At 74.0% G+C, this 11644-nt stretch carries 12 protein-coding genes; 4 read left to right on the top strand and 8 right to left on the bottom strand.

Annotated elements, in window-relative coordinates; translation table 11 throughout:
• The first annotated feature begins 309 nt into the window (after positions 1–309).
• Positions 310–897: a hypothetical protein gene (locus tag IRQ30_RS17530; protein ID WP_193614256.1), complete on the top strand. Its 588-nt coding sequence runs from the start codon at positions 310–312 to the stop codon at positions 895–897.
• Positions 898–921: 24 nt separating this feature from the next.
• Complete coding sequence (locus tag IRQ30_RS17525; protein ID WP_193614255.1) at positions 922–1344, top strand: hypothetical protein; 423 nt, start codon at positions 922–924, stop codon at positions 1342–1344.
• A gap of 12 nt (positions 1345–1356) precedes the next feature.
• Here the strand turns inward: IRQ30_RS17525 and IRQ30_RS17520 are convergent, their stop codons facing one another.
• The 8 genes from IRQ30_RS17520 to IRQ30_RS17485 form a co-directional block, all read right to left on the bottom strand.
• Entirely contained in the window at positions 1357–2187 is an 831-nt protein-coding gene (locus tag IRQ30_RS17520) for an ATP-binding cassette domain-containing protein (RefSeq protein ID WP_193614254.1), read from the bottom strand.
• The gene (locus IRQ30_RS17515) at positions 2184–3257 is read right to left on the bottom strand and encodes an ABC transporter substrate-binding protein (protein WP_193608136.1); all 1074 of its coding nucleotides are present in this window, start codon (positions 3255–3257) and stop codon (positions 2184–2186) included. Before IRQ30_RS17515 ends, IRQ30_RS17520 begins: the two co-directional genes overlap by 4 nt.
• Before the next feature lie 25 nt (positions 3258–3282).
• Positions 3283–4098 carry an ABC transporter permease subunit gene (locus IRQ30_RS17510; RefSeq protein ID WP_338089772.1) on the bottom strand — a complete coding sequence of 272 codons (816 nt, stop codon included), beginning with the start codon at positions 4096–4098 and terminating at the stop codon, positions 3283–3285.
• A gap of 78 nt (positions 4099–4176) precedes the next feature.
• Positions 4177–5286, bottom strand: a complete 1110-nt coding sequence (locus IRQ30_RS17505) for an FAD-dependent oxidoreductase (RefSeq protein WP_193614253.1) — start codon at positions 5284–5286, stop codon at positions 4177–4179.
• Positions 5283–6164: a DUF1295 domain-containing protein gene (locus IRQ30_RS17500; protein WP_193614252.1), complete on the bottom strand. Its 882-nt coding sequence runs from the start codon at positions 6162–6164 to the stop codon at positions 5283–5285. Before IRQ30_RS17500 ends, IRQ30_RS17505 begins: the two co-directional genes overlap by 4 nt.
• Positions 6165–6244: 80 nt before the next feature.
• Positions 6245–8362: a xanthine dehydrogenase family protein molybdopterin-binding subunit gene (locus IRQ30_RS17495; RefSeq protein WP_193614251.1), complete on the bottom strand. Its 2118-nt coding sequence runs from the start codon at positions 8360–8362 to the stop codon at positions 6245–6247.
• A complete protein-coding gene (locus IRQ30_RS17490; RefSeq protein WP_193614250.1) occupies positions 8359–9357 on the bottom strand; it encodes an FAD binding domain-containing protein in 999 nt (332 codons plus the stop codon). The genes IRQ30_RS17495 and IRQ30_RS17490 overlap by 4 nt, the downstream gene beginning before the upstream one ends.
• Positions 9354–9866, bottom strand: coding sequence for a 2Fe-2S iron-sulfur cluster-binding protein (locus tag IRQ30_RS17485; RefSeq protein ID WP_193614249.1), 513 nt, complete (start codon positions 9864–9866; stop codon positions 9354–9356). Before IRQ30_RS17485 ends, IRQ30_RS17490 begins: the two co-directional genes overlap by 4 nt.
• A 127-nt stretch (positions 9867–9993) precedes the next feature.
• Here IRQ30_RS17485 and IRQ30_RS17480 point away from each other — a divergent pair, with 127 nt between their 5' ends.
• Together IRQ30_RS17480 and IRQ30_RS17475 are read left to right on the top strand one after the other, a co-directional pair.
• Complete coding sequence (locus IRQ30_RS17480) at positions 9994–10896, top strand: SDR family NAD(P)-dependent oxidoreductase (protein WP_338089771.1); 903 nt, start codon at positions 9994–9996, stop codon at positions 10894–10896.
• An 85-nt stretch (positions 10897–10981) separates the two neighbouring features.
• Positions 10982–11644 (top strand): LysE family translocator, encoded by a 663-nt coding sequence (locus IRQ30_RS17475; RefSeq protein ID WP_193614248.1) that lies wholly within the window; start codon positions 10982–10984, stop codon positions 11642–11644.

The following is an 11644-nucleotide window of genomic DNA, read 5'->3' as shown; positions in this document are numbered from 1 at the left end:
CCTCGCCGCGCGACGAAGGGAGTGTGTGGTTTGGGGGAGGGCGGCGCTCGCACCTCAACCACCGTGGGGTTGGCTCGGCGTTCGGGTCACGGGGTCTCGACGGACGCTCGTCGCTGGCGCTCCTCGCTGCTCGACCACCGGAGTTGTGGTTTCGAGGCTCGCTGCGCTCGCACCTCAACCACCGTACGGTCGGTCGGCGGTCGGGTCACCGGGTCTCGACGGACGCTCGACCACCGGGGTGGCCGACGACGGGCATGGGACGGGGCGGTGGGGGTACCCACGGTGCCGGGGCGGGGCGAAGGGGGCCGGATGGATGCCAAGGGAGTGGACCGGCCGTTGGCCGTGGTGGCCGGGCTCCGTCCGGACGTCGGTCGGCCGTTGGTCCGGGACCTGCTCGACCGGGGGTACGAGGTGTGGGCCGACCGGGCCTCCGTGCCCGAGGCGGGGCTGGTGCCGCCGGGACGGGTGCACCGGCTGTCGGTCGACATCGACACCGAGGGCGGCTGCGAGGTCGTGCTCGACACCCTGGCCGCCGTACGTCGTCCGGTGGCGGCCGTGGCGGTGGGACTGGCTCCCGGCTCGCCGGCGCGACGACGTCTGGTGGGCACGCTGCACCAGTTCCTGATGGCGTGGGGGAGCGGACGCCTGCTGCTCGCGAGCGACGCGCGCGACGGCGGCGCCTGGCGCTCGTGGCGCCACGTGCGGGCGGAGGCCAGGGCGCTGCGGGCGGCACAACGCGAGTCGGAGGTCGCCCGGGCGGGCAAGGACCTGGTCACGGTCGGCACGCTCCTGATGGTGACGGGGCCGGTCCGCACGCGACGTCCGGGGACCGCCGCGGCGCGGGCGCTCTTCGCCGGTCGCGACCGCGTGGTGCGCGCCGGGCTCCCCGGCGCCTGAGGGCGTGGCCCATGATGGTGAGCCATGAGGTTCACCGAGCACGAGATGACGGTCGCGGTCGACGCCGTGGCGCGCCGCCTCCACGCGGCGACCCGCCCGCCCTGGAAGCGCGGTGACGCGGACGCGGCGTACGACGCGCTGAGCAAGGCAGACGCCTACCCCCGCAAGTCGGCCGCGGGCGAGCTCGTGCTGCCCGTGCTCACCGCCCTGCCGGAGCGGCCGACCGTGGGAGCCCGTCCGGAGTTCAGCGACGCGGAGTACGAGCAGGCCGCGGAGGAGGGCAGCCGCCAGCTGCTGGACCACCGCAAGCCGGGCGCCTGGGACGCGATGCCGGCCAAGCGCCGCAGGCGGCTCGTGGCCGCCGCCGCCGACCTCACCCGGGTGGGGGTCGCGGCGATGCCGGTGCGCCAGGACCCCGACGCACTGGTCGTGCCCGACCACCTGTGACGGGCCGGCGCCTCAGGCACTGACGGCGGGCTCGGTCTGGATCGCCACCCGCACCCGCTCGCGGAGGGCGACGAACTCCGGGAGCGCCCGGATCTCCGACGGCGGCACCTTCTCGCCCGGCCGACCGAAGACGGCCGGCTCGTCCAGCACGATCCGGCCCGGTCGGGGGCTCATCACCAGGACCCGGGAGCCCAGGAACACCGCCTCGTCGACGCTGTGGGTGATGAACAGGATCGTCTTGCCCGTACGTCGCCAGATCTCGAGCAGCTCGTCCTGGAGCCGCTCGCGGGTCAGCGCGTCCAGCGCGCCGAACGGCTCGTCCATCAGCACGATGTCGGGGTCGTTGGCGAGCACCCGCGCGATCTGGCAGCGCTGCTGCATGCCGCCGGACAGCTCGTAGGGACGGTGCTCCGCGAAGTCGGCCAGCCCCACGAGGTCCAGGAACTCCTCGGCGTGCCGGCGACGCTCGGCCTTCGACACCCCTCGCAGCCGGGGGCCGAGCTCGACGTTGCGACGCACGGTCAGCCACGGGAACAGGGTCGGCTGCTGGAAGACCACGCCGCGCTCCTCCGCGGGCCCCCGCACCAGGGAGCCACCGACGAGCACCTGACCCTCGCTCGGCGTCATGAAGCCCGCCACCAGCCGCAGCAGCGTGGTCTTTCCACAGCCCGAGGGCCCGGCGAGCGTGACCAGCTCGCCGGGCTCCAGGGTGAGCTCGGTGCGGTCCAGCGCCGGCACCTCGGCCCCGCGCACGGAGAAGTGGTGCCGAACCCCGGAGAGCCGGACGTCGCGCTGGTGCCGGCCCTGGTCCTGGCCCTGGTGCTGGGACCGGTCCTGGGTCACTCGCCCACGCTCTCGGCGGGCGCCGCGTCGACGTGCTCGGCGTACTGCGCCTCGTCGCCGACCGCGTCGATCCCGCCTTGCTCGAGCAGGAAGCCGGCCGTGGTGAGGAGGTCCTGGACGAACTTCCCGCCCAGGTAGTCGGGCCCGGCCTGCTCCGCGGCCGACAGGTAGGTCAGTCCGGCGAACTGCTTCTGCGCGTCGGCGGGCTCGATGCCGAGCACGACGGCCACGGACTCGGCGGCGGTCTCGGGGTCGCTCTCGATCATCTCGACGGCGTGGTCCTGCGCCTTGGCCCACTGCGTCATGAACTCCGGGTTGTCGGCGACGAAGCCGCGGTCGGCGGTGCCGACGTCGAACGTCGGTCGCCCCGCCGCGGCCGTGTCGGCGCTGGAGAGGATCCGCTCGCCGCCCTCGGCCAGGAGCTGGCTCTGCACCGGGTCCCAGACCCAGGCGGCGTCGATCTGGTCGCCCTGCCAGGCGCCCGGCATCTTCTCGGGGTCGAGGTTGATCACCTCGACGTCCTTGCTCGCGTCGAGGCCGGCCTCGTCGAGGGCCTGCAGCAACGAGTAGTGCGCGGTGCTGCTGAACGGGACCGCGACCTTCTTGCCCTTGAGCTGCGCGATCTCGGTGATGGCGGGGTCCTTGACGACGAGCGACTCGGCGTCCCCGATGACGTCGTGGATCCAGACGACGGCGATGTCCACGTCGCGCACCACCGGCTCCGAGGAGGCGATCGTGGCGGGGGAGGAGCCCATCAGGCCGAGGTCGACGTCGCCGGAGCCGTAGTACTTGACCACGTCGCCTCCCGACGGCGCCTGCACCCACGAGATGTCCGCCTTCGGCATGCATGCCTCGAGCAGGCCGAGGTCCTTGACGACGAGGTCGGCGTTCGGGATGGCCTGCCAGGCGATGCGCGCCGTCGTGGTGATCGAGTCGTCCGGCTCCCAGGGGCAGTCGGACTCGGCCGCCGGGCTGGACGAGCCGCGGTCGGAGTCGACGCAGCCGGCCAGGCTGACGGCCAGCAGGCCGGAGGCGAGCGCGGTCGCGCCGCGGCGCAGAGGGGTCTTCACTGGTGGTGCTCCTTCGTCGTGGTTCTCATGCCTTGCCCCGCCAGGGGACCAGGACCTTCTCCAGGGACTTCAACCCGAGATCGAGGGCGATCGCCGCCACGCCGATGACGACGATGCAGGCGATGACCAGGGCGCTCTTCAGCTGCTCGCCGGCCAGGTACGCGAGCCCGCCGATGCCGGGGATGCCGTTGGCGATCTCGGCGGCCACCACGGTGGTCCAGGCGAAGCCGACCGCCACGCGGACGCCGGTGAGGATCTCGGGCAGCGTGGAGGGCAGCAGCACGGCGGTCAGCGACTGGCGGCGCGAGGCGCCGAGGGACAGCACCGCGTTGATCTGGTCCTCGCGCACGCCGCGGACCCCGCTGATCGTGGCCATGGTGATGGGCGGGAAGGCCGCGAGGAAGAGCAGCCAGATCTTGGAGGTGTCGCCGATGCCGAACCACACGATGAGCAGGCCGATGTAGGCCAGCGGCGGCAGCGAGCGCAGGAAGTTCAGGTAGGGCTCGAGCAGGACCCCCAGCCACGTGGCGCCCATCAGGAGCCCCAGCGGGACACCCACCAGGATGCCGCCGCCGACGCCGATCGCGATGCGCTGCAGGCTGGCGACCAGGTGCTCCCAGAGGTAGTAGTTCTGCTCACCGCGCACCATCCGCTCGGAGCCGGCGCTGATCGGGTGGTCGGAGTTGGCCCGCACGAAGGCGTCCCAGACGTCGCCCGGCGGCGGCAGGAAGAGCGGGCGCACCAGACCCAGGCGGGTCACCAGCCACCACAGCAGGATCAGGACCGACAGCGACGTGACGTGGAGCGCCAGTCGGCGAGGATCGGGGAGGCGGTCGCGCACGACGTAAACCTAGCGGCTTACTAAAGATAGGTCAGTATCGGGTCGGGTGGTGGACTGGACCGCCGGCGCGGGGTCGCGTCAGGAGCGCATGCCGCGGTAGATGCCGCGACGCACGACCCACGGCTGCAGGACGGTCCCGACCGACCAGGCGGGGATCCGGAAGGGCCGGCCGTTCGGGGCGAAGATCTCCAGCCCGTCGGGCTGCGGCCCGACGACGGAGCCCCAGCGGCGGCGCGGGGCGTGGTACGTCGACAGCGTCCGGCCGGCGGCCTGCGCGCGGATGTTGGCGGCGACGAGCTTGTCGGCGCGGTTGCGTGCCGAGGAGCGCAGCGGGTCGGAGGCGGCGACGTCCCCGACGGCGAACACCTCGTCGTGGTCGGGCACCTGCAGCGTCGGGGTGACCCGCACGAAGCCGTGCTCGTCGAGCAGCGACGGCGGCAGCCAGCCGGTGTTGGGACGCACCCGGCCGATCGCCCAGAGCACGGCGTCGGCGGACGAGGGCGGCTGACCGGTGCTCCAGGCGACCGGCGCGTCGGTGATCGCGTCGCAGGCGAACCCGTCGGGCACCACCGCGCGGCGTCCCGGCCTCAGCTCGACCCCCGCGGCGTCCAGCCGGCGGCGTACGTGGCTCCACACCCGGCCGTGGTGCTGGGGCAGGGGCCGCTCGCCGGGGTAGCAGAGCTCGACCCGGGTGCCGGGCCGGGCCAGCGCCAGGTTGAGCGCGCTGCTGACTGCGGCTGCGCCACCGCCGACCACGATCACCGACCGGGCCTCGGCCAGCCGCTCGTGGGCGGCGCGCACGCCGTCGGACACCTCGGCGTGGGACTGCAGCTCCGGGCGCCGCCAGAACCCGTTGCTGACGCCGGTCGAGATGACCAGGACGTCGTAGGGCTCGGAGCGCGTCGTGCCGTCCGGGGTCTCGACGTCCACCGACCGGCCGCCGAGGTCGAGACCGGTCAGGGTGCCGTGGACGGTGCGGGCACGGTCGAGCTGGCGGAAGCGGTCGAAGGTGACCACGTAGTCGCGGGCCCAGTCGTCGGGCCGGGCCAGACGCATGCCGAGCTCCTGCCCGCTGACCAGGGCCGGCTTGGTCGAGATGCCGACGACGTCGGCGTGCCGCCCCAGGTGGATGGCGGTGAGCAGCCCGCTGTCGCCCAGGCCGGCGACCACGACCCGCGGTCGGCTCACGCGCTGACCCGGCGCGGGGGTCGGGGCACGAAGCGCGGCACGCGGTCGACGACGTCCTGGTACGTCGGACGCCGCTCCAGGCTGCGCTCCTCCATCATCGGGATGGTGGCGCCGAGGAACATCACGAGCATCATCACCGCGCCCACGAACACCCACCAGGCGTCCGCGGGGGAGGCGGCCAGCCCGAAGAGGCCCAGGGCGAGCCAGAACCCGAACTCGCCGAAGTAGTTGGGGTGCCGCGACCATCCCCAGAGCCCGCGGTCCATGACCTGCCCCGGCTGACGGTCGCGGGCGAAGCGGTGCATCTGCACGTCGGCGACCAGCTCGAGCGCGACCGCGCCGAGGCCGACGACGAGCGCGACGGCGTCCAGCCAGCCGATCTCGCGGCCCGTGCGGGTGACCGCGACGTAGACCGGGACCATGCCGAGGAAGACCTGCCAGGTCGGGACCAGGTGGATCGCGACCAGGTCGACCAGCGGCTCCCAGCGGCCGGCCTTCTCCTTGAGCAGGGGGTAGCGCCAGTCCTCGTGCGGCAGGCCGGGGAAGGCGTAGACCCAGTTGGCGGTCAGCCGCACCGACCACACCAGGATCACGACCATCACCAGCCAGGCCCGGGTGTCGTTGACGTCGGGGCTCGCCGAGACCCACCAGTACGCCGCCAGCACCGGCGGCAGCACGCTCCAGTAGGCGTCGTAGAAGCTGGAGTTGCCGTGGGCCCGGCTGAACGCGTAGACGACGAGGGTGGCGAGCACGTCGGCGACGAGCCCGTCGAGCCACAGCCAGCGGGTGTCGGGCCCCCAGACGAGCCAGGATCCGGCCACGAGCAGCCCGATCAGGTAGCACGCGGCCACGCGGAGCAGGGAGCCGGTCTTGGTCATGGCGTGACGCTAGTCACTCCGGGAGCCGCCGCGCAGCGAAAGACCGCGATTCGCGTACCGCGGGTATCTGAGCCCTCCGGTCAGTCCACGAAGCGGTCGGCGGTCACCGGGATCTCGCGCACCCGCACCCCGGTGGCGTGGAAGGTGGCGTTCGCGACGGCGGCGGGAGTGCCGACGATGCCGATCTCGCCGATGCCCCGCGACCCCATCGGGTTGACGTGCGGGTCCTCCTCGTCGAGCCAGACCGCCTCGATGCCGCGGACGTCGGCGTGGGAGGCCACGTGGTACGTCGCCAGGTCCTGCGTGACGACGTGGCCGTGCCTCGGGTCGCGGTAGGACTCCTCGAACAGCGCGGCCGAGAGGCCCATCGTGAGGCCGCCGAGCAGCTGCGAGCGCGCCGTGACCGGGTTGAGCACCCGTCCGACCGAGTAGACGCCGAGCAGCCGCGGCACCCGCACCTCGCCGGTGTAGCGGTGCACGCGCGCCTCGGCGAAGACCGCCCCGAAGGCGTGGGTGGCGTACTCCTCCATCCCGGGGCTCTGCGAGGCCGACGCGGTCGTGTGCACGCCGGCGTCGGGGTCGTCCCCGTGGTCGCGGCGGAACAGCTGCGCCGCGGCCACCACGGCCGAGCCCCACGAGCTGGTGCCCGACGAACCGCCGGCCACCGTGGCCATGGGCAGGTCGGTGTCGGCGATCTGCAGGTCCACGTCGTCGACGCGCACCCCCAGGGCGTCGGCGGCGATCTGTGCGAGCACGGTGCGCGCGCCCGTGCCGATGTCGACGGCGCCCACCGCCACCGAGTAGCGCCCGCTGCCGAGCGCCTGCACCCGCGCCTGGCTGCCGGCCTGGGTCATCGTCGGGTACGTCGCGCTCGCGACGCCGCTGCCGACCCACCACTCGCCGTCGACCGTCGCCCGGGGCTCGGGGGCGCGGGCGGCCCACCCGAACAGCTCCGCGCCGCGCTCGAGGCACTCGACCAGCCGACGGCCCGAGAACGGCTTGCCGGTCTCCGGGTCCACCTCGGGCTCGTTGCGCAGGCGCAGCTCGACGGGGTCCAGCCCGCACGCCACCGCGAGCTCGTCCATGGCGACCTCGTGGGCGTAGACCCCGGGCATCTCGCCGGGCGCGCGCATCCACGACGGCACGGCGACGTCGAGCTCGACGAGCCGGTGCCGGGTACGACGGTGCGGGGCGGCGTACAGCATCCGGGTCGGGGTCGCGGTCTGCTCGGCGTACTCCTTGAGCGCCGACGTCTGCTCCCTGACCTGGTGGTCGATCGCGAGCAGGGTGCCGTCGGCGCGGGCGCCGAGGCGGAAGTGCGACACGGTCGCGGTGCGGTAGCCGGTGAGCGCGAACATCTGCTGGCGCGTCACCGCCATGCGCACCGCCCGGCCGGGCACCGTGCGCGCCGCGAGGACGGCCGCCATCTCCGGGGCGTGGGGCAGTCCCTTGCTGCCGAACCCGCCGCCGACGTACGGCGCACGGACGCGCACGCGGTCCTTCTCCAGGCCGAGCATCGGCGCCAGCGTGGCGGCCACGGGATGCACGCCCTGGGTGGAGTCGACCATCGTGACCCGGGGCCCGTCGGGGTCGTCGCGCCAGGTGACGACCAGCGCGTGCGGCTCGAGCGGGTTGTTGTGCTCGTAGGCCGTCCGGTAGGTCTGGTCGAGCACGACGTCGGCCTCGGCGAGGCCGGCCTCGACGTCGCCGTCGTCGGTGTCGGTGGGCTGGTCGGGGTTGACGCTCTCGGGGGCGTAGGCCGGCGAGTCGTCCCGCAGCTCCACGCGGTGCGGCTCGGCGTCGTAGCGGACGGCGACCAGGGCGGCTCCCTCGCGCGCGGCATCAGAGGTCTCGGCGAGCACCGCGGCGACGATCTGGCCGCGGAAGGCGACCCGGTCGTCCTGCAGGACCAGCAGCTCGGGGTCGGTGGTCTCCGGGTCGTCGGCCACCAGGCGCGGGGCGTTGGTGTGGTCGAGCACCGCGACCACGCCCGGGTGCGCCAGGGCGGCGCCGGGGTCGATGCGCGTGACGCGGCCTCGGGCGACGGTGGACTGCACGAGCCACAGGTGCAGCGCGTCGTCGGCCGGGTGCTCCACGGCGTACGTCGCCAGGCCGGTGACCTTGGCGGGCCCGTCGGCGCGCAGGTGGGCCGTGCCCATCGCCTGGGCGGGCACGGGGTCGGGCAGCAGCTCGGTCATCGGTCCTCCTTCGCGAGGCGCCCCAGGACGAGCGCCGAGACGTTGCGCACCATCGGCACCTTGAAGGCGCTCTCCTCGGACGTCACGGCCGCGGAGAGCTCCCGCTCGCACGCGGCCAGCACGGCCTCCTCGCTGAACGCCGACCCTCGCAGCGCCTCCTCGGCGACGGTGGCGCGCCACGGACGGTGGGCGACGCCGCCCCAGGCGAGGCGGACGTCGGTCACGGTGTCGCCGTCGAGCTGCAGGGCGCCGGCGACCGAGACCAGCGCGAAGGCGTAGGACGCCCGGTCGCGGGCCTTGTAGTAGGTGGAGCGCCGGGTCAGGCGGCCGGCGGTGAGCTCCACGGCGGTGATCAGCTCGCCGTGGGCCAGCGTCGTGTCCTGCTCGGGGCGGTCGCCCGGGAGCCGGTGCAGCTCGAGCACCGGGACCCGCCGCTCGCCGTCGGGCCCCTGCACGACCACGGTGGCGTCGAGCGCGGCGAGCGCGACGGCGAGGTCCGAGGGGTGCGTGGTCACGCACGCCTCGCTGGCGCCGAGGATCGCGTTGTAGCGCGCGTAGCCGCCGATCGCGGAGCAGCCGCTGCCCGGGTCGCGCTTGTTGCAGGCGGTCGTGACGTCCTGGAAGTAGACGCAGCGGGTGCGCTGCAGCAGGTTGCCGGCCGTCGTGGCCTGGTTGCGGATCTGTCCGGACGCCCCCGAGAGCAGGGCGCGGGCCACGGCGGGGAACACGCTGCGCACGACCGGGTGGGCCGCCAGGTCGCTGTTGCGCACGTTGGCACCGACCCGCAGCACGGGCCCGTCGTCCCCGGCGACCTCCTCGACCTCGTCGAGCGGCAGGCGGCGCACGTCGACCAGCAGCTCGGGGGACGTGACGCCGAGCTTGAGGTGGTCGACCAGGTTGGTGCCGCCGCCGAGGTACTGCGCGCGCGGGTTGCCGCTCACCGCCGCCACGGCGTCGCCGACGTCGTCGGGGCGGAGGTAGGCCAGCTCCCTCATGACCGCGCCGCCTCGCGCACGGCCGCCAGGATGCCGGCGTAGGCGCCGCAGCGGCACAGGTTGCCGCTCATCCGCTCGCGGATCTCGTCGTCGTCCAGCTCGGGCTCGGCCTCGAGGTCGTCGCTGACGTGGCTGGGGTGCCCCTGCTTCGCCTCGTCGAGCATCCCGACCGCGGAGCAGACCTGGCCGGGGGTGCAGTAGCCGCACTGGAGGCCGTCGTGGTCGAGGAACGCCTGCTGCACGGGGTGCAGCTCGTCGTCGGCGGCGTCGGCGAGACCTGCGGCGGTGACCACCTCGGCGCCGTCGTGGGCGACCGCCAGCGCCAGGCAGGTGAGGTGGCGGCGTCCGTCGAGCAGCACGGTGCACGACCCGCACTGGCCGTGGTCGCAGCCCTTCTTCGGCGAGGTCACCCCCAGCCGCTCGCGCAGGAGGTCGAGCACCGTGGTGCGGGTGTCGACCGTCGTACGGTGCTCGGTGCCGTCGACGGTGAGCGTGATCTCGGCCTGCATGGCGCCTCCTGGGGGTCGACCACCCGGTGACCCGTGGGCGGCGTCGCAAACCGGGTGCTCCGCCCTCGATGGGCGGGCCGACCAGCGGGTACCTGGTCGCGTGAACGTCGAAGATCGGATCGTCCTCGTGACCGGAGCCTCCAGCGGGATCGGGCTCGCCACCTGCCTGCGCGCGAGCAGGCAGGGCGCTCACGTGGTGCTGGTGGCCAGGGGCGCGACCGCGCTGGAGGAGGCGGCGCGGCGCTGCGAGGAGGCCGGTGCGGCCTCGACCCTGGTGCTGAGCGCCGACGTCGGCGACGACGACGCGGTCTCCGGCGTCGTCGCGGCGGTGCTGGAGCGGCACGGGCGCCTCGACGCCGTCGTGAGCAACGCCGGCGTCGTGGCCTACGGACGCACCGAGGACGTCCCGGCCGAGGTCTTCGACCGGGTGCTGCGGACCAACCTGACCGGCTCGGTCAACGTCGCCCGCCACGTGGTGCCGGTGCTGCGCCGCCAGGGGGAGGGGGCCCTGCTCTTCGTCGGCTCGGTCATCGGCCATATCAGTGTGCCGACCATGAGCGCCTACGTGCTGAGCAAGTGGGGCGTGCGCGCGCTGGCGCGCCAGTTGCAGCTGGAGAACCGCGACCTCGACGGTGTCCACGTCGGCTACGTCGCCCCCGGCGGGGTCGACACCCCGATCTACGAGCAGGCGGCCAACTACGAGGGCGTCGTGGGCCGCCCGCCCCCGCCGGTCTCGAGCCCGGACCGGGTGGCGCGCCAGATCCTGCACCACCTCGACCACGACCGCGCCCGCGACCAGCTGACCCTGGCCAACGACGTGATCCGCTTCGGCTACACCGTGCTGCCCTTCGCCTACGACCGGCTCGTGGCGACGCTGTTCCGGCTGGGTGCCGTGGACCTGACCCGCGAGACGCCCCCCACGACCGGCAACGTGCTGGAGCCCCACGAGGAGGGCAACGCGCTCACCGGCGACGCCGGTGGCGCGCTGGCCGGGATCGCCCGCAACATCCGCAAGGCCCTCCGCTCGTGAGCCACTCCTCGGCCTGAGACGCCGCTGCGCCGAGACGGCGGCGAAACGCGTTGTCGCCGGGCGGGGGAGCCGCCATACTCCGGGCATGGACCTCCCCGCCCCCACCGTCGGACAGTGGCTCGCATTCGTGGTGGCGAGCATCCTGTTCATCCAGGTGCCGGGGCCGAGCCTGCTGTTCACCATCGGCCGCGCGCTGACGGTCGGGCGCCGCGACGCGCTGCTCTCGGTGCTCGGCAACGCCGCCGGCATCGTGGCGCAGGTGGTGGCGGTCGCCCTGGGGCTCGGGGCGGTGGTCGCGGCCAGCGCGACGGCGTACACCGCCATCAAGCTGGTGGGGGCCGCCTACGTCGTCTGGCTGGGCGTCCAGGCCATCCGGCACCGCGCCGACGCGCGCGGCGCCCTGGGCGACCTGGACGACGAGGAGCGTGCGGTCGCGCGCGCCCAGTCGGCCCGGCGCTCGCTGCGCATCGGCTTCTTCGTCGGCCTGACCAACCCCAAGACCGTCGTGTTCTTCCTGGCGTTCCTCCCGCACTTCGTCAACGAGGCGGCCGGCTCGGCCAGCCTGCAGCTGCTGATGCTGGGCGCGGTGTTCGGGGTGCTGTGCGTGGCCTCGGACAGCCTGTGGGCCCTGGCAGCGGGGAAGGCGCGTGACTGGTTCGGCCGGCGTCCCGAGCGGCTGGACGCCCTGGGCGTCGCGGGCGGCACGATGATGGTCGGCCTCGGCGTCAGCATGGCCGCGCTCGAGTAG

The organism is Nocardioides lijunqiniae, from assembly GCF_015024225.1.
Lineage (GTDB): Bacteria > Actinomycetota > Actinomycetes > Propionibacteriales > Nocardioidaceae > Nocardioides > Nocardioides lijunqiniae.
Note: the sequence above shows the minus strand (reverse complement) of the source record. Positions and strands in the feature narration are given on the sequence as shown.

Excerpts from the sequence above, each read along its gene's own strand:
- IRQ30_RS17495 (WP_193614251.1), bottom strand. The coding sequence starts at position 8,362 with ATGACCGAGCTGCTGCCCGACCCCGTGCCCGCCCAGGCGATGGGCACG.
- IRQ30_RS17525 (WP_193614255.1), top strand. The coding sequence starts at position 922 with ATGAGGTTCACCGAGCACGAGATGACGGTCGCGGTCGACGCCGTGGCG.
- IRQ30_RS17485 (WP_193614249.1), bottom strand. The coding sequence starts at position 9,866 with ATGCAGGCCGAGATCACGCTCACCGTCGACGGCACCGAGCACCGTACG.
- IRQ30_RS17490 (WP_193614250.1), bottom strand. The coding sequence starts at position 9,357 with ATGAGGGAGCTGGCCTACCTCCGCCCCGACGACGTCGGCGACGCCGTG.
- IRQ30_RS17500 (WP_193614252.1), bottom strand. The coding sequence starts at position 6,164 with ATGACCAAGACCGGCTCCCTGCTCCGCGTGGCCGCGTGCTACCTGATC.
- IRQ30_RS17530 (WP_193614256.1), top strand. The coding sequence starts at position 310 with ATGGATGCCAAGGGAGTGGACCGGCCGTTGGCCGTGGTGGCCGGGCTC.
- IRQ30_RS17475 (WP_193614248.1), top strand. The coding sequence starts at position 10,982 with ATGGACCTCCCCGCCCCCACCGTCGGACAGTGGCTCGCATTCGTGGTG.